The organism is Winogradskyella sp. 3972H.M.0a.05 (assembly GCF_040493455.1).
Lineage (GTDB): Bacteria > Bacteroidota > Bacteroidia > Flavobacteriales > Flavobacteriaceae > Microcosmobacter.
Genome location: NZ_JANFDA010000010.1, coordinates 42,593 through 65,621 on the forward strand (window position 1 = coordinate 42,593; position 23,029 = coordinate 65,621).

Here is a 23,029-nt window from a genome sequence, read left to right on the forward strand (position 1 = left end):
TAATTAGTTTAACAATCTGTGCTGCTGTACCAAGTGCAAAGTAGTATCGTATAGATGCCTTTTCTCCATTTTACTTTTTAACCAAGCATAGAAGCTCATTACAAAAATGTCTTCGCGTTTGGCTTCTATCCAGTCAAAAGAAAGTTCAACCTTCTCAATAAAAGCTTCAGATGTAACCGATTCAGGATTTCGATAATAGATTTCTATTAAATTGAGATACGTGAGTACTCGTTTTTGACCAATACTTTTTAGATATGTACTGTAAGACCTCCTAAAGCTTCTTAAGCGAGATTCAAAAAGATCAATGTTACCTAATTCAAGATGTAATAGTATTTCAATAAGGCTTTTCTTAATGGTCCACTCTTTACCTGCTTTTTCAATATACCATTTATCGGTATGGTAAAACTTGGAAAATAATTTATAAGCCTCTTTGTATTGATTGTTTTGAAAATAAAATGTGATTAGGCTCAAGTGAATATCCAAAAGTGCTTCTAAATCTTGATGTTTTTTTGAAATTACTGCTTCAAGATAAGAGATTGCGTCTTGTTGTTGATTGGAATAGTTTAAATTCAAAGCAAATAAAAGATCGTACTTAAGCTTGAAATGATTAAAATATTTTTTTCGATTTTGAACCATTTCTTGTTTCATCAAGTTTAAATACTCTAAAGATGTTTCAAATTTTTTATTTCTGAATAAAGTATTTGAAATCATGTACAAGACATGAAGGTGATAATACAATTGCTTACTTTTTTGTTTATGGTCAATAAGCGATTGGTACGTATTGATGACAAAAGGTTCAATTTCTAGATAGTCCTTAGAGATTAGCGCAGATATACTCGCTATAGTCATTAATTGGTACAAGGATTTAAAGGACATGGAATCGTGCATGCTTATTTGATGCTCTTCCAAAGTTTTGTTTAGTAACTTCTGGAAGTTAATGACCTCTCCTTTATACTTAATCCTGGCTAGGGTTCTGCGGATTTTAGCATAGACAATATTGAGTTGTTCCTCGGTGTAAAGATGTTTTTGGTTAATGTTGAATTTAGAAACTAAATCATCAAGATCTAATTCTGGTAATGTATAGGCATACTGAATCTTTGTATGGTAAATTTCATTGAGAAGTGGAAAGAGTTGATGCTCTAACGATAACTTTTCAGCCTTATCTAGAAGTTTATAAGCTGTACCATATTGTTTGTGCATTAAAAATGTTCTAGAGGCTAAGATGTACTTTATGATATGCATATCAGTAGAATTCTCTTCCTCTAAGTTGATGTTAGCAATAAAGTCGATGAGACTCGATAAGAGCCGTTTTCGCAAAGCATGATAGGCGTTTTTATTTCCGCTTTTATAGAGACTCTTATATATGACTTCAGAGGGCTGTTCTTGCTTAGCTAAAAGCTTAAAAAGCTGAATGTTTTTGGAATCGTGTCGCTTGTTCTTTTTCTCTAAATAAGTAATGAAACGCTGTTGCTCGTCAACAGAAAGAGCCTTGATTATATCATTTAAACTCGTCATTTAATCATCACTATTTATTCTATTAATACTTTAAAAATAGTATAAAATCTTTATGTGAGCTAAAATATATCGTCAGTTTTTGTTAAAATTTGATATGAATGTTTTTTCGTTAAGGCTAACCTTTGTGTCATAATCATTAAAGCAAATGTTATGAATTATCAAACAACAGTGTCTTTGAAAGAAGACCAAAACGTAAAAGCTAAAAAGAAAGAAAAAAATGGTTTTGATCAGAAACCAACACCAGCATTTATTGGAGCCTCATGGACTGCATTGTTTATTGGTATGATATCTTATTGTGTTGGATTATGGAACTCTGATATGGAACTCAATGAAAAAGGATACTATTTTACCATTCTCTTATTTGGACTCTTTTCTGTAATCTCTGTTCAGAAGGCAGTGAGAGACAAGCTAGAGGATATACAAGTTACAGAAATGTATTATGGTATCAGTTGGTTTACAACCATTGCGGCTATAGTATTATTAGTCATCGGACTTTGGAATGCAGACTTACTACTCAGTGAAAAAGGATTCTATGGGATGTCGTTTACATTAAGTCTTTTTGCAGCAATTGCAGTGCAAAAGAATACTAGAGATGTTGCTTATATCGATAAAACTGCAAAAGAAAAATCATCGGACTAATCATTTCTTAAGAAATAAATCAAAATACAGCCCTACCACGATTTATTTTGTTTGATGATTGGGTTAACCTGAAACCTCACAGGTCTGGTTAGTGCCTGTGAGGTTTTAAAAAAACAATCGATATGACATCTCAAACGAAGACTTTAAGAACTTTCGAGCTAATTGCTGTGACACTTACAGCTTTGGGTAAGTTCTTATTCATGGATTATCTCAACTGGCGATTACCTTTCGTTATAGCAGCCATATTGTTTTGGGGAGGCTATATAATCTGGACCAGTAGAAGAAATCCAGAAGTACTCAAAGCCTGGGGATTTAGAACAGACAATTTCAATTCGGTACTTAAACTAGTATTGCCTTTTGCAATCGTATCTCTTGTAATCTTTGTTATTGTAGGTTTAGCTAGAGGTAGCATTAATACCACTTGGCATATTTTGCCAATACTCATAAGCTATCCTATTTGGGGAACAATACAGCAGTTTTTAATTATCGCTTTAGTTGCAGGAAATCTTAGAGCTTTCAATGTATCAAAACCCTTGATCTTAATCCTAACTGCAGTTCTCTTTTCGGTTGTTCATTTTCCTTCGGTATGGTTAATGGCTGGGACGTTTGTGTTAGCACTCTTCTATACATGGATTTATCTTAAAAAACAGAACTTATATGTGCTTGGGTTGTTTCATGGATGGTTGGGGGCTTTCTTTTATTATTTAGTTATAAATCAAGATCCCTTTGCGGATATCTTTTTAAAGTATTTTTAATATGAAATCAGATATGCTAAGATGTATACTACTTCTGCTTTCAGGGTTTTTAACATTTGTGCTGTTAGAAATTCTTCCAGTTGCTGGTTTTGGAGGGAGTTTAATAATAGTAATTACTATACCATTTTTAATTCTTTTAGGAGCAATTTTCTTTATTATTTATCACGGATTTTATCAAGAGAAAACGAATCAGAGAATTAAGGATAGAGCTTTTTATATAATGTTTTTCATCACGATTCTAATGAACTTCGTGCTATTCCCATATAAGTAAATTTAATTATCTTGTAAAATCATTTCTAAATTATGCCTTACTGGTTATCCACATTACTATTAATTCTCGGAATATACATTGCTATTAGTGTAGCCTTGTATTACTTGCAGGATTATATGTTGTTCAAGCCGGAAAAACTTCCGAAGGATTTTCAGTTCAACTATGATAATCAGCAAACAAAAGAGTATAACTTAGAAACCAGAGATGGTGCCATAATCAATGGATTACGTTTCTTCCCAAAAGGAGAAAGTAAAGGCGTGGTTTTATATCTCAAAGGGAATTCAAAAAGTATTAAAGGTTGGGGGAAATTTGCGGTAGATTTTACAAGGCATGGCTATAATGTAGTTATGGTCGATTATAGAGGATTTGGTAAGAGTACAGGTAGACGTTCTCAAAAAGCAATTAAGCGAGACCTTCAAGAGGTATATAACAAACTAAAAGAGCAAACCACCGAAGATCGTATTATTGTGTATGGTCGTTCTTTGGGATCTGGTTTTGCAGCTAAATTAGCTTCGATCAATCAGCCGAAGTTGTTAATCCTAGATGCACCTTATTATAGTCTCACTAAAGTTACTGCGAGATATATGCCATTTATGCCATTATCTGTGTTGATAAAATATCCTTTGCCGACATACAAATGGTTGCGATATGTGCAATGTCCAATTCATATTATTCATGGAACACATGATAAGTTGATTCCTTATAAGACCAGTGTAAAACTATCTCAGATAAACCCAAAACTAACCAAACTCCACACTGTCATTGGTGGAGGGCACAAAGACCTTAACAATTTTGAATCGTACCATAAGATGTTGGACGATATTTTGAATTCTAAACATAAGGAAATAGACCTTTCAACGACTAGTATTAATGTCATTCACACCTCAAAGAAAACCAAAAAACAGGCTTAAAAAGGTAATTCTTTCATTAGTCGCAATTTATGTTATGTTTGGAGCAGCACTATATTTCATACAGGAAACTATACTCTTTAGACCAACGGTTTTAGAGCAGCAGTATCAGTTCGAATTCGATCATAGTTTCGAAGAACTGAACTTTAATACTACAGATGGAGCCGTTATCAATGCAATTCATTTTAAAGCTGAAAACCCAAAGGGTATTATTATTTATTTTCATGGAAATGCAGGAGATCTCTCAAGATGGGGAAAAATCACCGAGCAATTCGTAGACTTTAATTATGATGTCTTGGTAATGGATTATCGCACCTATGGTAAAAGCACAGGAAAGCTAAGTGAAAAGGCATTGTACGAAGACGCACAATTGTGTTATGATTATGCGGCAAATCTGTTTAACGTAGAAGATATTATCATTTTTGGAAGGTCATTGGGTACAGGAGTCGCTTCACATCTAGCGTCCAAGAATGCGTGTAGTCAGTTAATCTTGGAGACACCATATTACAGTATTGCTGATGTGGCTAAATATAGATTTCCAATATTTCCAGTAAAAGCACTTTTAAAGTATAAAATCCCTACCTATAAATATCTCGAAGAAGTAGATTGCCCTATAACTATTTTTCATGGTACAGAAGATTATGTAGTGCCATACAATTCAGGTAAAAAACTAAAGGATGCTTCGAGTAAGGATATCAATTTTATTACTATTGAAGGCGGTGAGCATAATAATCTTGTTGATTTTGAAATTTATCGCGAAGGTTTAGAAGATTTATTAAACCAATGATGTTTTACTAGTATTGCGATTTTATACAATAAGAAAAATATCGGGACACCTGAAACTATGAGTAATATTAGCACTATTATCCCGAGTTTGAATCCGATGAAAGGAATACTTCTTATATCTTGAATAAATGTTGTGTCTTGCATCATATAGTGCATGCCAGCCAAAGAAAATCCAATTAAAAACACGAGAAAGTAATTTGCTGCAAATTCATTATTATCCATTGAATACTGATAATACAGATAATATGCTGGGACAGCCAAGGAGACAATAACAGCAAAACCTAAAGCTCTGATGACTCTATTCTTGTTTTCGTAATGGGAACTCGATCTATATAATTCTTTATTACAACTTGGGCACAATCTTTCGTCATGATGAATGCATGTATGACACATGCCTCTTCCACACCCTGCACAGTGTTTTTGCAAGAATAGATTTGGGTGGGTATGACAAAAGTATAATGCTTTCTCGTTGAGGTCTCTCATGGAAACCAAAAGTAAACAAAAAAGGCTTCAAGTTTTCTTGAAGCCTTTTTAATCATTTATGAGAATCTATTTTTATCCATTAGGATTAAGAATAGCGTCGATACGTTCTACAATATCTCTCAAATGCACTTTACTCATCTGATCACTTGTTCTTCCAATAGCTGCTCTAGCATTTCTCTGAAGCGTGTTTAGTTCTGCTCTAACCACAGCTCTTACATCAGACTGGCTAGTGTTCAACGCGGTTCTTTTTACATAAGGACTAGGGCTTCTGCCAGATTGGTTTGGAGCTGTCATTAAGTAAGCCAAACGATCTATGTGCGCACGTTGTAAGTTACGTCTGTAAGTATCTATAGTTCTTCCAGAACGTAATTCAGTCCATACGCCATTTCTAAGATCACGCATCATGTCTAGTAGCTTGTAAGCATCATTGCCATTCATGGTTTCATTTTCAATCATACGAGCCATTTTACTAAGGCTAAGAATATTATTCAGAGTTCTTGCCTGAGTACTACGTACACGCTCAACTGATCCTGCAAATTGGATACGGTTGAAGATGTTTTCATCGATCAACCAATCTGGAGTTTCAAAAAGGTTGTCGATAACAAACTCTAAACAATTCTTTTGATGTTCTTTAGGAACGTGTGTATACACAGCACCTTCCTGGTCAGCTGTTTTATAATGCTCATAAACACCACCAATGTTGTTTGAAACGTGTCCCATGTAACGATTGAATTGAGACACAACATGACCATACATATCTCCAAGATCGTCATAATCTTCACCAGCTTCTGTAGTCCATTCAATTAAGTTTGGTACAATACGCTTTAGGTTTTTAATACCATAATCACTAGCTAAGATAGCATCATCACCAAGGTCTTCAGTTTGTGAGCTAGGATCAACAACGTCACCAGCTTGTTGATGTCCGAATCTGTACATTGGATCATCTGCATGATCTGTGATCCATTTGTTAAGTATAGGCTTTTCATCTTCAGCAGTAGCTGCTTCTAATATAGGTCTATATCCCCAACGGATAGAATGTTTGTCATAGATACCAATATTTGGCATTAAAGCAACACCTTCATCTCCAGGTTGGGCAACATAGTTAAAACGTGCATAATCCATAATTGATGGTGCTGTACCATATTCTTTAGTAAAGGCTGCGTCTCTCAGTTTTTCTACAGGATAAGCACAACTACTTCCCATATTATGAGGTAACCCAAGAGTATGGCCAACTTCGTGAGCAGACACAAAACGAATTAAGCGTCCCATAACTTCGTCCTTAAACTCAGGACTTCTGGCTTCTGGATTTATAGCCGCAGTCTGCACAAAGAACCAACCTCTTAATAGAGACATAACATTGTGATACCAGTTGATATCACTTTCTAAGATTTCACCAGATCTTGGATCTGAAACGTGAGGGCCATTAGCATTCGGGATTGGAGATGCTAAGTAGCGAACCACTGAATAACGTACGTCTTCCGGACTCCATTCTGGATCTTCTTCAACAGAAGGTGGATCTTTAGCAATAATAGCATTTTTGAAACCTGCAGCTTCAAAAGCAACTTGCCAATCTTCAATACCTTGCTTTATATATTTACGCCATTTTTCAGGTGTAGCTCTATCTATATAGTATACAATTTGTTTCTTTGGTTCAACAAGCTCTCCACGTTTGAACTTTTCAATGTCTTCATCTTTAACTTCTAATCTCCAACGATCTAGATAAGTTAAGGTTTTACTACGCTGATCTTCTTGTCCATAATCGACTTGACCTCTGGCAAACCAACCAACACGTTCGTCGAAATAACGACGTTTCATAGGTTCTTTTGGAAGTAGAACCATTGAGTTATTGATTTCAATAGAGATTGTTCCTGTACTCGAATTTGAAGGCGGACGCCCAGCATTGTATGTTTTTACATGGCGTGCCTCAATATTTTGAGGATAACTCTTTACAGTCTCGATGAATGACTTTTCACCATCTAGTCTTGTAACTCTATATTGAGTTCTTCTAAATTGTGGTAAACCAAGTGCTTTTACATCTTTATTGAACAAAGGCGAAGCTTCAATAACTGTATTCATTGAATCTTTGCTGAATGCTTTAATTGGGAATGTAAATAAAACAGGTTCAAAATTAGAGTTTACAACAGCTTCGTGAACTGGTAAAGAATCTGCTGCATAAACTTGATGAGATACAACTCTTAGTATTACTTTTTTATCTTTTTTCTGCCAGCGTAATACCTGAGTGTTTTGCTTTCCGCCACCAAAACCGATACCATTCGCAGTCTTAGCTATACGAGTTACCATAAGCATCTCACGGTCAAAAAGTGTATCTGGGATTTCGTAGTAATACTTATCGTCTATTTTATGGACATCAAATAACCCTTTGTCCGTTTTAGCGTTTTTAGTAATTACTTTGCTATAAGACTGAATGTCATTCTTGCCTGGTTTTTTAGCGGGTTTTTTAGCTGCTGTAGCTGCAGCAGTTTTGTTTTTGTTGGCTTTTTTAGCTGTAGAACATGAGAATGCCAAAAAAGCGCAAGCCACGAAAAGTAGCTTAATACTAGTAGTCTTCAAAATTGTCGGTTTCAAAAGTTAGACCGTGAAATTAAGTATAATCACAGCAACTTAAAGAAGAACCAAATGACTTTAATATTACTTTAACGTCTTTCTATTCTAAAGAATCTATGTACTCTAGCATTAATTCTACACCTTCATCGTGTAAAATTGTAGTACCAATAAAAGGCATACTCAACCCTTCTTCATAATTGCTTACTCTGAACTCTATGCTAAAACGCTGTTGAAAGATAAACGAATCGTTAAAAGCTGTTTCGTAAGACAATCGAAGTGGTGATTGGAATTGACAGAAGCCTCCATCAATGTGGCAATGCGCACATTGTATATCGAAATAAGCTCTAGCTCTTTCCTCTAAAGTAAACGAATCATCTTCCCAGTTTGGTAAAGAAGATACAGTTTCAGAAGACGCTAAACCAGAAATATAATTGGCATCAATAAAGTCTTGTAATTGATTAACACCATCGATATCAAAATTCAAAGTTCTTAGTTTTGGACCAATAGGTGTTACAGCATCAAAAGTTTGATGACATGTGAAACAATCTGTATTAGAAGGAATTTCATAAGAGATGTTATTGGTGTCGCCATCAGCATCGATCCAAGTGATTGGTACTGTGCTGCCATCAAAATCTAAAACAGCATCTGTCTGTTCAGCATTCCATTTGTAGTCACCGGTTTCCCAATTCCCATCTCTCAATATAAGAACTCGGGTTTCTATAATTTGTCTTCCTAGAGATAGGTCTCTCTCGTCATTGTTATAAAAGAATGTTTTGGCTATCAATGTACCTTCTGGGAAAATAGGTAACCCATCATCTTCATATTCTAATGTTGTGCCAATTGGTAACGCCATGATGCGTTGCTTGTGTGCATAATCAGAAAACAACGGTGTGCTTAGTTTGTATTCAAAAGCATAAATGCTTGGGGTCAAGTCAGCAAGATCTCCGTTAAATAAATTCAATTCTGATAGGTTAGTCAGAAGCTGAGGTATAACAGGATTTGGTAACGTTGTAAAGCTTTTAACATCTGACCACAAACTAATACTCGTAGCATCACAAGTAGTTTGCACATAGTAGTCGTAAGTCGTATTCGCAGTCAAACCAGATAATGCTAGCATAGCCTCGGAGCTATTTACAATAGTTCCTGTACCTTGAGCAAATCCAGATACACCATATTCAATACTAAAAGACCCTGTGTCATTAGAGTCATCCCATTGCAATGTGGCAGCATTTGAAGTGATGTCTGTTTCTGATAAGTTAAAAGGTATAGTACATTGTGGAGTTATGACATCATCATCTTCAGAACAAGAAGATAGAATCAATGCCATCATGCATAAAAATAAGCCAAGCTTTTTCATCGATTTGGTTTTTTTCTGATCAATAGCGCCCTAAAATAATAAAATCATACTAATATGAGTTCATAAATCGATAAAATCACAGGTTTTCATGGGAAAAGTGAAAAAAAAATATGTTGATGAAAGAAAAATACTATATTAGTGCTAGCATTAAATCTAATTAGTAACTATGAACAGAAGAAATTTCTTAAAAAGCGGTGGTAAAGTATTACTGGCTACATCTACTATAGCTCTTACAGGTATTAGTTTAAACTCTTGCTCTACAGATTCCGATGATTCTAATAATGATGGGTTTACAGATGGATATTATGATGATGGTTACTACGATGATGGATATTATGACGACGGTTACTATGATGACGGTTATTATGACGATGGTTACTACGATGATGGATATTATGATGATGGTTACTACGATGACGGTTACTAAAATTAGATTACTTACCTAAATTTTCTCTTTTATGAAGGTTGCATTTTTACACGATGTAGAAATGAACTTTATTGGTGGTGCAGAGCTGTCTAATAAGAAGATTATTGACAAAGGCATTGCACTAGGCTATGAAGTGATATATGATGATTTACTGGATTTTGAAGCTACCAAATCTCTCATAAATGATTGTGACGTCATTATCCTGAACAATTTAGTTCGTTGCAATTATGAGTTTGAGCTCATTGATTACATTATCTCTAAAAACCTTCCGTATGTAAAGTGGGAACACGATTATGGGCTATGCGCTAAGAGAACGTTATACTGCTTAGTAGCTTCAAGAGTTAAGAATTGTTGTGATACAAATCGTTTCCATAATTACAGGAATTTATTCGCAAATGCTATTCTTAATGTGTTTCAATCACCTATGCATTTCGATTATCATAAGAAGCTTTATGGTGAAGCGGTTTCAAACAAAATAGTGTTACCACCTCCAATAAATGTTGAATCCATAAAAAACAATCCTGATAAAAATAAGAATGAAGTTATTTTTCTAGGGCATTTAAACTTTATAAAGGGAGGTCATCAGTTGATAGACTATGCTAAGGCGCATCCAGAACTAAACTTTAAAGTATTTGGTCAAAACAGAGTTCGTAGAACTTTGTCTGATAATATTACCATAACGGATAAGGTGCCGAATGAGATTGCTCTAGAAGAATTGTCTAAATCCGAGTATTTCTTTTTTAAACCAAATATGCCTGAAGCTTCAGGTAGAGTAGCAGCGGAGGCCTTTTTGTCTGGTAATACAATGATATCTAACGATAGAGTAGGGACTTTTTCATACGATTTTTATCCAGATGATATTGATAAAGGCAGAGAGGAAATGAGGAATTCACCTGGTTTCTTTTGGGAGAAAGTAGTTGAGGCAATAAAAACTGGAAGACCAAAAGCGAATAGGTTTAAACATGTACTGATTTATAAAAGCTATGGAGGTCTTGGAGATCAGTTTATAGCAATTCCTGCGCTAAATAAATTAAAAGAGGTATCAGAACAAGTTACCATGGCATTGCCAAAAGGTCTGATAAAGGTGTTTGAGAGAAATGTCCAAGGGTTTAATTATATAGATATTTCTGATTTAGATCAGATTGATAAATCACAGTTTGATAAAGAAATAAATCTTGGGAACTATCCCAAAAGTAGGCGCTTTAATAATGATGGTGTTGTAGACTATGCAACTCACAATAAGTTGAAACAACATGCTCTAAAGCATTACATAGATCTTATCGGGACATTACATCAAGATGCGGATACTAGTTATGAAGAATATCCATACTTTAAGGCTAAGGTAAATACAGATGCGCCATATTTTACAGTACACCCTGGAGCTGGTTTCAAACCAAAATGGTGGCCTACGGAGCGATATGTAGAACTGATTGAGATTATTCTAAAAAAGTTCTCGAATTTATCATGTGTTGTTATTCTTGGTCCAAAAGACCCAGAATCTTCACATTTTGAAAACCTTGAAAGAGTAACGATAGAAACAGGAAATCTTGATATAGTTGAAGAACGCCTAAAAGGATCCTTATTCCATATAGGTAATGATTCAGGGATTACGCATTTTGCAGGAGTTTTTAATATTCCATTTGTATCTTTTCACGGGTTGACTGGTCCTGGATCATGGTCTGCACTATCTAAACAACGTGAAGTAATTTGGGGAAAACCAGGGCAATGCAATCTAACCTGTAAATATAATATTGCTATAAATTGTGAGCATCGAAATTGCCTAACTTCGATAACTGTAAATAGAGCCTTAGAAGCTGTTTATAAATTAATTCAAAAAAGTGGTATAATGAGTAAAGGAAGGGAGAAGCTAATTTTTAATCCAGCGTATTTCGTTGAATCTAAAGCGGAAGGTTTTGTAATAAAATCTAAAGATAGAGAACTATTCTTAGAGTTTAAGGAAGACAACGAACGACAGTGTTTTACCAATCTCGTACAAAACGATATCTACAGAGATTCTATACCAACAGATAACCTGAAGGCTTTAATTGAAGTTTTAATTCAGGAAAATTTAGTTTTCAGTATATCGATTTAATTACAACTTAATTTGCTCGTTTTCGATATGCCAGTCAAAATTCAAGAATAGACGACTGTGAGCATCAAATGGGTCTCTATTTTTATCTAATAGAATAGCACGCTTAGCTTTATATAGTTGTTTTTTAGGTTTTAAATCTCTCGAAAGTTTATGATGTGCCTTATCAGATAGTTTGTGCTCATGACTAAAAATAGTTTTGTTCTTATAAGTCAAAACTTTAGTGCCCAAGCGTTGCTGAAATATCACAAAGAAAGCATCTTCATAACCATAATGTCCGCAAAACTCCTCGTCAACTCCCAAGCTTTTGAAATATGTGCTTTTACTTAAGAAGAACGTGTTGAAGTGTGGTTTGTTCTCTGCATTGTCACGTTCTCTTTTGAACTTGAAAATATTTTCCGGGACTTTAGATTCTATAAGAAATTTAAAGACCGCTTCAGGAAAAACATGATCTAAATCGGTAACTACAAGCTTTTGAGATCTAGCCAAATGAACACCCAAATTTCTAGCACCACCCTGATTCCATTTAATATCCGTAGTGATTTCAGCTAAGGTGTAATTTAACTTACAATCTTCTGGTATTGAGATTTTTATTGGAGAACAGTCATTGATAAAGATAAAATGTATATGCCTTAAAACTTCAGGTTTATAAGCACCGTAAACATCCAAAAGCGAATGGAAAACATCTAGATTGCGCTCTAAATAAACAGGAACAACGTAAGTTAGTTTTATCTGTTGGTATTTGAGCATATTATAATTCTATACCATTTCTACAAATAATCCTTCTTCAGTCTTGTTGACCTTGGCCAAACTGTTTTTTGTCAAGCCTTTTATGGTCTTATCCCACTTTTTGTTAGATAAACCAGACTGAGATTTTAACTCGTTGAGGTCTATTGGAGAGTTTGACTTTAAGATATTGAATACAGCCTTTTCTTCATCTGTCATTGCTACAGCTTTCTTCTCTGGCTTCATCTGTGGGAAGAACAATACTTCTTGAATAGATTGATTATTAGTAAGGAACATGATTAAACGATCCATGCCTATCCCCATTCCAGATGTTGGAGGCATACCATATTCTAAAGCTCTCAAGAAATCCTGATCAATAAACATGGCTTCGTCATCACCACGATCAGCAAGTTTTACTTGCGCTTCGAAACGCTCACGTTGATCTATCGGGTCATTCAACTCAGAATAAGCATTAGCAATTTCTTTTCCACAAACCATAAGCTCAAAACGCTCAGTAAGTTCAGGATTGTCTCTATGTTCCTTGCACAAAGGACTCATTTCTTTTGGGTAATCTGTAATGAATGTAGGTTGAATGTAATTGCCTTCGCATTTTTCACCAAATATCTCATCGATAAGCTTTCCTTTACCCATAGAATCATCAACTTCAATGCCCATCTCTATAGCTGCTGCTCTCAACTCATCTTCAGACTTTCCTGTAATATCAAATCCAGTAAAATGCTTAATAGAATCCGCCATAGTTACACGAGCATAAGGTGCTTTAAAGTCAACTTCATGCTCACCAAACGTAGCTTTAGTGGTGCCATTAACTGCCATGGCACAATACTCTAATAGCTGCTCACAGAAATCCATCATCCAGTTATAATCCTTGTAAGCTACATAGATTTCCATTGCAGTAAACTCAGGATTATGGGTTCTGTCCATACCTTCGTTTCGGAAGTTCTTGGAAAACTCATAGACACCATCAAAACCTCCTACAATCAATCTTTTCAGATATAGCTCATTGGCAATTCTCATGTATAATGGAATATCTAAGCTATTATGATGTGTTATGAATGGACGTGCAGCCGCTCCACCAGGAATTGGCTGTAGAATTGGTGTTTCTACTTCAAAATAACCAGCATCGTTAAAAAACTGACGCATCGCATTAAAGAGCTTAGTACGTTTTACAAAGACTTCCTTAACATGAGGATTTACAGCCAAATCCGCATAGCGTTGTCTGTAACGCATTTCAGGATCGTTAAACTCATCATATGTGTTACCCTCTGCATCTTGTTTTGGTAGTGGTAATGGTTTTAAAGCCTTACTAAGTAATTTAAAATCTTTAACCATTACAGTTTGTTCACCTACTTGAGTGGTAAACAACTCACCTTCAACACCAATAAAATCACCTAGGTCGATGAGTTTCTTGAAAAGATCATTGTATTTTGATTTGTCCTCGTCTGGGCAAATTTCATCTCTATTAAAATATACCTGAATACGGCCTTCGCTATCTTGTAATTCGGTAAAAGAGGCTTTTCCTTGCACCTTCTTTCTCATAAGACGACCAGCAATGATAACCTTCTTTCCTTCTTCAAAGTTTTCTTTAACCTGTTTGGTAGTATGATCTACAGGAAATAAATCTGCAGGATAAGGGTTAATGCCTAATTCTCTTAGTTTACTAAGTTTTTCGCGTCTTACTAATTCTTGTTCTGAAAGTTGCATGCTCTTTTTCTCTAAAAATTCAGACTGCAAAATTACATTATTTACGGTAACAATAAAACAAAGAACCCCTAAGGATTATCATTAATCCCTAGAGGTTAATAACTAACTAAAACTTATGTCTAATTTGCTGCGACTACTGTTCCTTTGATTTTTAGAACTTTCTTCGCCTCTTTAGCATTAGATAAGACTGTAACAGTTTTGGTAAAAGCACCAAGTTTTTTGGTATTGTACTTAATCTCTAATTGACCTACTTGTCCTGGAAGAATAGGCTCTTTAGAATAATTTGGTACAGTACAACCACAGCTTGTCTTTACATCTGTAATAATTAATGGAGCATCACCTGTATTTGTAAAGACGAAAATTCGCATACCATCCGAACCTTGCTCGATAGTCCCATAGTCTACAACTTCGGTTTCAAAATCAATGATGGCTATTTTTTCCGCCATAGCTAAATCTTGAGCTTGCACAAAGCCCATTACACTTACAAATAATACTGCAAAAAAAGTGTTTACTGTTCGTTTCATAATCTAAATGTTTTTAATGATTAATTCGAAAACAAACATCACATTAATTCGTCAAAAAAGTACAGTAAATAGGGTTGGAAATCGGTACTAGTACCTGGGTTGAATTTTTTAACTAATTGTTAAACAATACTTTAGCTTCGTCTCTTGATTGTACGTTTAGTTTCCTGTAAATGTTATTGGTGTGTGTTTTTACAGTGCTTACACTCACAAACATGGTTTCAGCTATCTCTTTATTGGTCTTGTTATCCAAAATTAAATCCAATACATTTTGCTCTTGTTTGGTGAGTTTTGATTTTAAGTTTGAAGTGGCTTGCGAGCGTTTTTGTTTGCTTTTGAAAATCATAAACAAATTAGCCAGAATGGATATTATTAAGAGCGCATAGATGACATAATTCCAGTTGAATGTAGATTCATTCGAATCTTTTGAAATTAGAAACTGATCCGAAGCCAATTCGGCATCATATTGCTTAGAGTAAGACGTGTTTGCGTAATATGAAGCTAACCTATCTTGAAGGTTATTGTAATAACTGTTTGCCGCTAGGTCTTCGAGGTAATAATCATGAAAATCACTACTGCGATCAGAAAGAAATGAATAAATATAAAGTTCGGCCAAAGGTTCTTCGAGTTCTTCACCAAAATCCTGAAGCTTTTTAAACCAGGTTTTATTATTGAGCCTGCGATTTGCTTCACTACGTATTTCGGCATAGGCAAAGCGCATTTCTTCTTTCAAAGAATCTACTTTAGCAATAGCAAGAGCCTTTACATTATTGGACTCAACATCACAAAACATTTGCTTGTCAAATGTCAATGGAAAGTGAATGGTGTCGGTGTTTTTAGCAATGAAAATAATTTCCTTGCTATCTTCACAATGTCCATCAAAATGATTGGAATCTTGTTCGTCTTCAGGGCAATTATCCACATGAATGCGATACATGCGTTGTGTGTCTTCTAGTGCATTGCCTTCAAAATGAAAGAAGCCTAAACTATCTGCTACAGCTTTAGCTATAATCTGTTCAGAATGAACCCCAGAAAATTTTCTGTAGTCATCAATGATAGACAAATAAGCTGTATTGTGCCATCGGTCTCCATCCATATAGCCAGAAAAGGAGTATTGGGCAAAGCTAATGTTGACGCAAAAAAACAATATGATCGAAAGACTTCTAATCATGCAACTAAGCTAATATAATTTATCAAAACCTGAAACGTTTTATTTACTGTAACAAAACCAATAAACCAACGTCCTATAGTTACATCAATCTTTAAACCAATCTGATTATGAGTTTTTGGAGAGTTTTACTTTCTATATTTTTTCCACCATTAGCCGTTTTGGACAAGGGCTGTGGTTCTATTTTTATTGTCTTCTTACTGTGGCTATGTGGCTGGGTTCCTGGTGTTATAGCTGCTTTAGTTATTCTTAATAATCCTGAACGATAAAAGCGTATATTTGTGTTTTAAATGACTAATTTATTTAAACCACAGATATGAAAAAAATGCTTTTACTTTTTGCAGTTATATTGACTGCATTCAGCTGTAATGTTACTGAATCTATAATTATCAACGAAAATGGCTCGGGAGAGTATTTAACGACTTACGACATGGGCGACGCAATTACAATGTTTGCAGAATCTATGGGAGGAGGTAAGTCTGGTGATTCGGGAGAGAAGAAAGAAGGTGGAGAAAAGATGGACACCACGATGGTGTTTAGAGACATTATGGAAGAAAATAAAGATAGCATTGCTGCCTTGCCAGAAGATAAACGCCTTATGATGGAATCTTTGAAAGATATGTACATGAGAATGTATATGGATGAAGATAAAGGAGAAATGGAAATAGGAATAGGAATGAACTTTAAGTCTATGAATGACCTTAAAGACATTCAGGATAAATTGAGAAAAGCGCAAACGCTAAACGAAAGAAATAGTGATATGGATCAGCTGAAAGATAACCCAATGTTGGGTATGTTTTTTGGTAATGAATCTAGTGATTTGAAGTATACTTATGATGGTAATGCATTTACAAGGAATACATACTTTGAACTTCCTGAAGGACAAACCATGGAAGACGTGGTGTTTAATGAAGATGAGCTTCAGGACAAGGAATTAATGAAGTATTTTGAAAGTGCTTACTATACGGTGGAGCTTACGTTTCCGAAGAAAATAAAATCGCATTCTGTCAAAGATGCTAAGGTGTCTGATGACGGAAAAACCTTAACTTATAAAGCGAATTGGATAGATTACTTAAAAGATCCAAAACGCTTAGATGTGAATGTGGAGTTTGTAGATGAATAAAACAATACAAGTCGAGGACCTCGGCTTTAAAGATTACAAAGAGACATGGGACTATCAGGAATTGCTGTTCAAAGCAATTCTTGATACTAAGATTAAGAATAGGCGAGAAGATGCTGGTTTAGAAACCAGTAATCACTTCTTGTTTGTAGAGCATCCTCATGTCTATACTCTCGGCAAGAGCGGTGACTTATCCAATCTATTGCTCAATGAACAGCAACTTGTCGAAAAAGGCGCAACCTTTTATAAAATCAATAGAGGTGGAGATATCACCTATCATGGTCCAGGACAGATTGTAGGTTATCCTATCCTTGACCTCGATAATTTTTTCACAGATATTCATAAATACCTCCGACTACTCGAGGAAGTGATTATTAAGACACTTGCTGAGTACGGACTTAAAGCAGAACGAAGTGATGGCGAAACAGGAGTTTGGTTAGATGTTGGAACACCTTTTGCACGCAAGATTTGTGCTATGGGAGTGCGTGCCAGCCGTTGGGTAACCATGCATGGTTTTGCACTAAACATCAATGCAGATTTAGGTTATTTTGATAATATTATTCCGTGTGGTATTAGAGGAAAAGCAGTGACCTCACTCAATGTAGAACTTGGCGTCAAAACTGTTGATGAGGCTGAGGTTAAAGAAAAACTTCTGAAACATTTTGCTGAATTGTTTGAGGCGGATTTGCTAAAGCAGAAGTAAAATTGAAGAATACAATTTTATACATCCTTAATGTTATTCTCCTTTTTATTGTAGGATATTCTATTCTTCCAGACTTCTATTTAGATAAGGAAAACTTCAGAGAAGAAGCGGGTTTGCTATCGTATTCATGTGTTGAAGAATATGAATTCGAAAGACCTAAAAAAATGATTTTCAATAATTTTATTAGAGAACGTGTCGTCATACGAATTTCGGATAGAAAGCATCATGAATATTTGATATCAGATATCTATAAAGACTATTGGCCAGAATTATTGAATTCGCGAAATTACGGGAAAGAAATCGTATTATATCTTGGTAAAGATAACACAAATGAAGATCCATTTAGAATAGAATTGGGAGGAGAAGTGCTTTATGACACCAACATTCGCTTTGAAAGGAATGCACTGATTATCTTCTTTACATTTCTATTATCGATTAGAAATCTCAATCAGATTTTCACAAAGAGTAATAAGCTTATTAAAATCTAGACTTTCACAAACTCCACACGTCTGTTTTGTGCTTTACCATCACTTGTGCTATTGTCTCCAACAGGTTGCGTTTCACCTTTGCCTTCCGTTTGTAGTCGATCTCCAGAAATACCATAGACCTTAATCAAAGCTTGCTTTACTGCTTCAGCTCTAGCTTTAGAAAGTTTCATGTTAGCATCATCAGAACCATCAGAATCTGTATGTCCAATAATATTTAGCTTCATGCTATTATCTTGCATCAATACCTGAGAAATTTGGCGAATGATACCATACGATTGCGGTAAGATTTTATCCGAGCCAGAATCGAACAGAATACCATTGGTAGATATACGTCCTTCGGACATGAGTTTGCGTCTTAAATCTAGTCCGCCTTCAGCAATTTTAAGGTTGGTGATAAATACCTTCTCTTTTCCATCTGCTAAGCCTTTGAGATTAAATTTCAGATACTTTATAGCTTCAGGAGCATAAATAAATTGCGGAATATCTACATACTTCTTTTCATTGATCCATAACCTAAATCGTTTTTTATTTACAGCTATAGAAATGTGTGGTTTGTTTAAAATGGCTTTTCGAATATCAGTTTTTAAAGCAGAGTTTATTTGGTTTGGTCCTTGGTTTCTATTTGTAACACGAATATTAAAAGCACCGTATTGTCCTAGGGGTAAACCTACAAAAGCATAAGCCATTCCATCTTTAAAACCATTATTATCATCTAAGGTTACATTTAGCATGGCTGTAGATGAGGTTTTGTTGTCTATGCCATTTACTAAAAGATCAAATTCTATAGTATACTCTTCTGGTAGCGGGTTTTCTATCAAAGGGAGATACACAATTCCGTAACCCGCTTTTAACTGAAACCATTTACCAGCAACTTGATTGAACTGAACAACTTCGCCAGTACCATTTGTGTTCCACTTGCTTGGAAAATCACCGATGAAATCTTGTGAGAAATCATCATAATACAAAATCTTATCTCCAGGGACAAAATCAAATTTACTTAAGACGTCAAGGTTATCCGAAATATTAGAAGGCTCTTCTGGACTTTCTGCTGTATCGTTACTTTCTCCTTCCGAGGAACTACCATTGCCCTTATCGGAAGTCGTGGTACCAGAGTTTTCTTCCTCTTCTTTTTCTTTGCGTTCTCGTTGGTTGAGTAAAAGCTCCTTAGCGGTTTTAATACTATACTTTAGAGCTTTCTTTGCTTTATTCAACTGTAATGTTGCTTTAGCCTGCTTTAAAACACTAAGACCATCAATATCAGAAAGGATTTCTGGAGCGGAATCACTTAATGCTGTCATTTCATCTAAAGCTTCTTCTAGGACATCTATGTCATCATCGTCTAACGGAGTTCCAGCTTCAGCATAGCCATCATATTTGTACACTTTGTCATATAAATCAAAAGACTCCTGCACAAAAGTATCGACGCTACTTACACCAACTCTGCTTTTTGGGCGTTTTATTTTTTTGGTCTGAGCATCTAGTGTAGGAGCGACTATAAAAAAGGCTAATAAAAGGGGCAGCGATTTTTTAAAGGTAGCTAACGTTTTCATTTTAACTGATTGATTAATAGCACCTTTAAAGGTAAGGATAGTTTTTTATTCAAAAAAGGACGTTGTATAAATTGTTGCCCTTTTTGTATGGTGAGTATTTAATCTCTTCTGAATAAACGATTGAGGCTATTGCGTAATCTCATAAATAACCACAGCATTATCATCGCCTTTTACTACAAACTCTAAGTTTCTGTCCTTGTCGATATTGTCTAATGCTATAGCAGAATTTCCATAGACAGGGAAGTTATCAATAGGTTTTGTTTGACTATCAAAAAGATAAACTTTCTTGGTTTGTAAATCTGTAGTTGTGACATAAATCTTGTCATTGATATAAAAGATTTGAGGATCAGCATAATCGCCAAAATCTAGTTCAATACTTTTTGATCTTATCGTCAATTTATTATCGTCCAATGAAACTAGCGTTTTACTCGTTGTAGTCAAGAAATGATCTTTACTCAAGTTAAGGCTAGAAATGTTAGTCTTACCTTTAGTATCGATTTGTAACAAAGTACCTTCTTCTGTGGTTGTAGTGAAAGAATTTTTGTAGTTGAATATTGAATTTCCAGAGAAATTAAAACTTGGCTTTACATCAATTCTAGTTTTACCAACTCTATTAAGAATTTGCAGCTTTTGTCCTTCAGCAAAAACAATATAATCTTTAGTGCCTATTCTAAAATGTTTAGGCTGTGTAGATATGGTATTGTTAGCTCTGTTGAAAGTAAATCCACTTACAGATTTACCATTTTTATCATACATCAATAGAGATCTGCCTTGAGTAACTAAGAGTCTGTACTCTTTTTTCTTATCATAATCAAAAACAGATAATGGTTGTGTAATCTCATCATTGAACTTAAGCGGAAAAGCGTTAACATCTTTACCATTTCTGTCTAAGACATAGACTCGTTTTGGTGTTGCAAAAGCCAACTGCAACCTGCCGTTTTTGTAAGTGTCTATTTGTTCTATCTTACCAAGCACAGGTCCATGAAGTTGTTTTTTCCAAAGTACTGTTCCCTTATTGGAAATAAGATATAGTACATTGTTTACATCTTGCGCAACAATATCTTTTTGTCTGGTAATATGATTCTTCACTGTTTGCGGAGCCATAAGCATATCGGCATCGAGGCTAATATTGTATTCTTCAGTAACCGATTTTGATTGGCGGCGTCTTTTGTGTGCTTTAACGATGCCATTGACATGGGCAAAGTTATTATCGTAAATATATTGTACAGCAGACAGTTTGTATTGGCTTAAGTTGAGGTTTTTTTCTTCTGAAAAATTATCATCAAACACAGCATTCAAACTGATGTCATTCATCAATACCAAGATGGAGCTTTCATCATTGAGTTGTTCACTAATATTTTGATAGACTTCAGAATTTTGGATGGTATTATTATTTAAGTAATCTGTAATTATAGATTTCAAAAAATCTACATTGTCCGAAAAAATAAAGAATGTATCTAATCTCATAAAATAAGATGCGTCATCCTTATTAATAAAAGGAGAAAATGCTTCCGAGATTATTTCGGGAGATTCAAATCTGTTAATGACGACATCTCTGAACCCTTCAACAAATTCTGAATTTTCAAAATGTTCCTCGGTAAGTTCAGGATCAATAGATTTGATAACGATAGCTTCATCACCAGCTCGCGCAATCACTCCTATCTCACTAGAATAATCGAAATGCTGATTAATAGAATCTGTAACCTTTTTATTATATCGGCTAAGATTAATTTTGAAAGTGCTATAGTCGTTGTACGTTATGCTCAAAACACTATAAGCATCCCTTGGACTTATTTGTGTGATAGAATTCTCTTGCGGAATAGTGTTTTTGAAACTATTAATAAGCGAACTTGTTGAATCGTTTGCCTGTGTAATTCCAGAAAACGAAAACTCATTATCACTAATATCTAAATCGAGCACGATCTGGTTGGTAAAATCAGATTGATTTAAAAATGCATAATTTGAAAATTTTGGCTGTATCGATTTAGTATTAATTACCGTTGAGGCTATTTTGGTTTGGTCTGTAGTATTAAAAAGTTTTTCAAGCTCAAGGTTTGACTCACTTTTATCTAGAGCAGCTTTAAGAGTTTCAAGATTATTCGAAGCCAAAAATATACTGTCTTTTATACCATTATATATAGTCGCATTTTCAATAGAGGTTTTTGTGATGGTTCCCGAAGGGCTAGAGAAGCTTTCAGAAACAACATTTTTTAGAGAATCTATTTTGAATAAGTCATCAGAATATTTTGAAGCCAATATATAGGAGTTACCTTGAAATGAAATTATCGCTTCGGTCTCTGGGTTTAAATTTTTTATAGGATCAATTAAAGTGTCTAGTTTAGAAATAGAAGTATAGCGCTCTAGCGTATTTAAAACTGAATTATTCTCAGTACTATTTATGAAGGTCTCCAGATTGTTTAGTTTCAAAGTCAGTGAGGCGTCCTCTGGCAGATGTTTGTATAAACTTGGTTTGTTAGAAAAATCATTGACACAGCTAAAGAGTAAACTGCTAATGAAAAGTGCAAGCCACGTTTTTTTCATATTTGAGGGTTTTTGCAAATATAAAATCTTATAAGTCTAATTGTAATTGTTCTGGCAATAATCTAAACGATTTTCTGTGGTACCTTGTTGTACCATGAGCTTTAATAGCTTCTCTATGTTCTTTGGTAGGATAGCCTTTGTTTTGTTTCCAGTTATACATAGGATATTCTTCATGGATTATATTCATGTATTCATCTCGGTAGGTTTTTGCCAGTACAGAAGCAGCAGCGATACTGAGGTACTTACTATCGCCTTTCACGATGGTTTGGTGAGGTATCTCTTTATAAGGTTTGAATTTATTCCCATCAACAATTAAATGCTCTGGGATTGTTTGTAAAGCATCCACTGCTTTATGCATAGCCAAGATTGAAGCATTGAGAATATTAATCTCGTCTATCTCCTCTTGCCAGACATGCTCTACAGCAAAAGCTATAGCATCTTGTTCTATGATAGGTTTTAAAACGTCCCTCTTTTTTTCAGAGAGTTGCTTAGAATCATTAAGGATATCATTATTGAAGCCAGTGGGCAAAATTACAGCTGCGGCTGTAACAGGTCCAGCCAAACAACCTCTGCCAGCTTCGTCAAGACCACATTCTAAGAGATAATTTGAAAAAGATTTTAATAACACTTGTAGGCTTACTGAAATTTTAAGGTAAAAATAGAATTATAATTTTTAAGGTCATAAAACACCAGAT

The 23,029-nt window shown here is 34.9% G+C and carries 21 protein-coding genes; 10 read left to right on the top strand and 11 right to left on the bottom strand.

Going from position 1 to position 23,029, the window contains the following annotated elements; genetic code table 11:
- Window positions 1–3: 3 nt before the first annotated feature.
- Complete coding sequence (locus NCE97_RS15295; protein ID WP_353780157.1) at window positions 4–1,515, bottom strand: hypothetical protein; 1,512 nt, start codon at window positions 1,513–1,515, stop codon at window positions 4–6.
- 150 nt (window positions 1,516–1,665) lie between these two features.
- Between NCE97_RS15295 and yiaA the strand changes: the two genes are divergently transcribed.
- From yiaA to NCE97_RS15315, 4 genes are all read left to right on the top strand, one after another.
- On the top strand, window positions 1,666–2,154 hold the full coding sequence (gene yiaA, locus NCE97_RS15300; protein ID WP_353780158.1) for an inner membrane protein YiaA: 489 nt from the start codon (window positions 1,666–1,668) through the stop codon (window positions 2,152–2,154).
- 122 nt (window positions 2,155–2,276) lie between these two features.
- On the top strand, window positions 2,277–2,909 hold the full coding sequence (locus tag NCE97_RS15305; RefSeq protein ID WP_353780159.1) for a CPBP family glutamic-type intramembrane protease: 633 nt from the start codon (window positions 2,277–2,279) through the stop codon (window positions 2,907–2,909).
- Between the two features lie 303 nt (window positions 2,910–3,212).
- Window positions 3,213–4,091 (top strand): alpha/beta hydrolase, encoded by an 879-nt coding sequence (locus NCE97_RS15310; RefSeq protein ID WP_353780160.1) that lies wholly within the window; start codon window positions 3,213–3,215, stop codon window positions 4,089–4,091.
- Window positions 4,051–4,875 carry an alpha/beta hydrolase gene (locus NCE97_RS15315; RefSeq protein WP_353780161.1) on the top strand — a complete coding sequence of 275 codons (825 nt, stop codon included), beginning with the start codon at window positions 4,051–4,053 and terminating at the stop codon, window positions 4,873–4,875. The genes NCE97_RS15310 and NCE97_RS15315 overlap by 41 nt, the downstream gene beginning before the upstream one ends.
- Here the strand turns inward: NCE97_RS15315 and NCE97_RS15320 are convergent.
- The 3 genes from NCE97_RS15320 to NCE97_RS15330 form a co-directional block, all read right to left on the bottom strand.
- Window positions 4,839–5,357, bottom strand: a complete 519-nt coding sequence (locus NCE97_RS15320; RefSeq protein ID WP_353780162.1) for a hypothetical protein — start codon at window positions 5,355–5,357, stop codon at window positions 4,839–4,841. The genes NCE97_RS15315 and NCE97_RS15320 overlap by 37 nt on opposite strands.
- Window positions 5,358–5,429: 72 nt before the next feature.
- Window positions 5,430–7,931 (bottom strand): zinc-dependent metalloprotease, encoded by a 2,502-nt coding sequence (locus tag NCE97_RS15325; protein ID WP_353780186.1) that lies wholly within the window; start codon window positions 7,929–7,931, stop codon window positions 5,430–5,432.
- Between the two features lie 91 nt (window positions 7,932–8,022).
- On the bottom strand, window positions 8,023–9,279 hold the full coding sequence (locus NCE97_RS15330) for a fibronectin type III domain-containing protein (RefSeq protein WP_353780163.1): 1,257 nt from the start codon (window positions 9,277–9,279) through the stop codon (window positions 8,023–8,025).
- A gap of 166 nt (window positions 9,280–9,445) precedes the next feature.
- Here NCE97_RS15330 and NCE97_RS15335 point away from each other — a divergent pair, with 166 nt between their 5' ends.
- Window positions 9,446–9,706 carry a hypothetical protein gene (locus NCE97_RS15335; RefSeq protein WP_353780164.1) on the top strand — a complete coding sequence of 87 codons (261 nt, stop codon included), beginning with the start codon at window positions 9,446–9,448 and terminating at the stop codon, window positions 9,704–9,706.
- A gap of 31 nt (window positions 9,707–9,737) precedes the next feature.
- Window positions 9,738–11,798 carry a glycosyltransferase family 9 protein gene (locus tag NCE97_RS15340; protein WP_353780165.1) on the top strand — a complete coding sequence of 687 codons (2,061 nt, stop codon included), beginning with the start codon at window positions 9,738–9,740 and terminating at the stop codon, window positions 11,796–11,798.
- On the opposite strand, the gene NCE97_RS15345 is transcribed toward NCE97_RS15340, so the two are convergent.
- The 4 genes from NCE97_RS15345 to NCE97_RS15360 all read right to left on the bottom strand — a co-directional run bounded on the left by NCE97_RS15345 (window position 11,799) and on the right by NCE97_RS15360 (window position 15,935).
- Window positions 11,799–12,545 (bottom strand): glycosyltransferase family protein, encoded by a 747-nt coding sequence (locus tag NCE97_RS15345; RefSeq protein ID WP_353780166.1) that lies wholly within the window; start codon window positions 12,543–12,545, stop codon window positions 11,799–11,801. It abuts the gene before it with no gap.
- Between the two features lie 9 nt (window positions 12,546–12,554).
- Window positions 12,555–14,243, bottom strand: a complete 1,689-nt coding sequence (lysS, locus tag NCE97_RS15350; protein ID WP_353780167.1) for a lysine--tRNA ligase — start codon at window positions 14,241–14,243, stop codon at window positions 12,555–12,557.
- Between the two features lie 119 nt (window positions 14,244–14,362).
- The gene (locus NCE97_RS15355) at window positions 14,363–14,767 is read right to left on the bottom strand and encodes a DUF1573 domain-containing protein (protein WP_353780168.1); all 405 of its coding nucleotides are present in this window, start codon (window positions 14,765–14,767) and stop codon (window positions 14,363–14,365) included.
- Between the two features lie 112 nt (window positions 14,768–14,879).
- Complete coding sequence (locus NCE97_RS15360) at window positions 14,880–15,935, bottom strand: response regulator transcription factor (protein ID WP_353780169.1); 1,056 nt, start codon at window positions 15,933–15,935, stop codon at window positions 14,880–14,882.
- A 107-nt stretch (window positions 15,936–16,042) separates the two neighbouring features.
- Between NCE97_RS15360 and NCE97_RS15365 the strand changes: the two genes are divergently transcribed.
- The 4 genes from NCE97_RS15365 to NCE97_RS15380 are packed head-to-tail and all read left to right on the top strand — an operon-like array spanning window position 16,043 to window position 18,243.
- A complete protein-coding gene (locus NCE97_RS15365; RefSeq protein WP_353780170.1) occupies window positions 16,043–16,201 on the top strand; it encodes a YqaE/Pmp3 family membrane protein in 159 nt (52 codons plus the stop codon).
- Window positions 16,202–16,248: 47 nt separating this feature from the next.
- Window positions 16,249–17,055, top strand: a complete 807-nt coding sequence (locus NCE97_RS15370; RefSeq protein ID WP_353780171.1) for a hypothetical protein — start codon at window positions 16,249–16,251, stop codon at window positions 17,053–17,055.
- Entirely contained in the window at window positions 17,048–17,755 is a 708-nt protein-coding gene (gene lipB, locus NCE97_RS15375) for a lipoyl(octanoyl) transferase LipB (RefSeq protein WP_353780172.1), read from the top strand. Before NCE97_RS15370 ends, lipB begins: the two co-directional genes overlap by 8 nt.
- 2 nt (window positions 17,756–17,757) lie before the next feature.
- Window positions 17,758–18,243, top strand: a complete 486-nt coding sequence (locus NCE97_RS15380) for a hypothetical protein (RefSeq protein ID WP_353780173.1) — start codon at window positions 17,758–17,760, stop codon at window positions 18,241–18,243.
- Here NCE97_RS15380 and NCE97_RS15385 read toward each other — a convergent pair.
- The 3 genes from NCE97_RS15385 to rnhB all read right to left on the bottom strand — a co-directional run bounded on the left by NCE97_RS15385 (window position 18,240) and on the right by rnhB (window position 22,962).
- Window positions 18,240–19,793: an OmpA family protein gene (locus NCE97_RS15385; protein WP_353780175.1), complete on the bottom strand. Its 1,554-nt coding sequence runs from the start codon at window positions 19,791–19,793 to the stop codon at window positions 18,240–18,242. The genes NCE97_RS15380 and NCE97_RS15385 overlap by 4 nt on opposite strands.
- A 126-nt stretch (window positions 19,794–19,919) precedes the next feature.
- Window positions 19,920–22,334, bottom strand: coding sequence for a ribonuclease HII (locus tag NCE97_RS15390; protein ID WP_353780176.1), 2,415 nt, complete (start codon window positions 22,332–22,334; stop codon window positions 19,920–19,922).
- Between the two features lie 28 nt (window positions 22,335–22,362).
- A complete protein-coding gene (gene rnhB, locus NCE97_RS15395) occupies window positions 22,363–22,962 on the bottom strand; it encodes a ribonuclease HII (RefSeq protein ID WP_353780177.1) in 600 nt (199 codons plus the stop codon).
- Between the last annotated feature and the right edge of the window lie 67 nt (window positions 22,963–23,029).

Coding starts and splice junctions, on each gene's coding strand:
- NCE97_RS15340 (WP_353780165.1), top strand. CDS start 9,738: ATGAAGGTTGCATTTTTACACGATGTAGAAATGAACTTTATTGGTGGT.
- lysS (WP_353780167.1), bottom strand. CDS start 14,243: ATGCAACTTTCAGAACAAGAATTAGTAAGACGCGAAAAACTTAGTAAA.
- lipB (WP_353780172.1), top strand. CDS start 17,048: ATGAATAAAACAATACAAGTCGAGGACCTCGGCTTTAAAGATTACAAA.
- NCE97_RS15295 (WP_353780157.1), bottom strand. CDS start 1,515: ATGACGAGTTTAAATGATATAATCAAGGCTCTTTCTGTTGACGAGCAA.
- NCE97_RS15370 (WP_353780171.1), top strand. CDS start 16,249: ATGAAAAAAATGCTTTTACTTTTTGCAGTTATATTGACTGCATTCAGC.
- yiaA (WP_353780158.1), top strand. CDS start 1,666: ATGAATTATCAAACAACAGTGTCTTTGAAAGAAGACCAAAACGTAAAA.
- NCE97_RS15345 (WP_353780166.1), bottom strand. CDS start 12,545: ATGCTCAAATACCAACAGATAAAACTAACTTACGTTGTTCCTGTTTAT.
- NCE97_RS15390 (WP_353780176.1), bottom strand. CDS start 22,334: ATGAAAAAAACGTGGCTTGCACTTTTCATTAGCAGTTTACTCTTTAGC.
- NCE97_RS15310 (WP_353780160.1), top strand. CDS start 3,213: ATGCCTTACTGGTTATCCACATTACTATTAATTCTCGGAATATACATT.
- NCE97_RS15335 (WP_353780164.1), top strand. CDS start 9,446: ATGAACAGAAGAAATTTCTTAAAAAGCGGTGGTAAAGTATTACTGGCT.
- NCE97_RS15385 (WP_353780175.1), bottom strand. CDS start 19,793: ATGAAAACGTTAGCTACCTTTAAAAAATCGCTGCCCCTTTTATTAGCC.
- NCE97_RS15305 (WP_353780159.1), top strand. CDS start 2,277: ATGACATCTCAAACGAAGACTTTAAGAACTTTCGAGCTAATTGCTGTG.
- NCE97_RS15355 (WP_353780168.1), bottom strand. CDS start 14,767: ATGAAACGAACAGTAAACACTTTTTTTGCAGTATTATTTGTAAGTGTA.
- NCE97_RS15320 (WP_353780162.1), bottom strand. CDS start 5,357: ATGAGAGACCTCAACGAGAAAGCATTATACTTTTGTCATACCCACCCA.
- NCE97_RS15360 (WP_353780169.1), bottom strand. CDS start 15,935: ATGATTAGAAGTCTTTCGATCATATTGTTTTTTTGCGTCAACATTAGC.
- NCE97_RS15315 (WP_353780161.1), top strand. CDS start 4,051: ATGTCATTCACACCTCAAAGAAAACCAAAAAACAGGCTTAAAAAGGTA.
- NCE97_RS15365 (WP_353780170.1), top strand. CDS start 16,043: ATGAGTTTTTGGAGAGTTTTACTTTCTATATTTTTTCCACCATTAGCC.
- NCE97_RS15330 (WP_353780163.1), bottom strand. CDS start 9,279: ATGAAAAAGCTTGGCTTATTTTTATGCATGATGGCATTGATTCTATCT.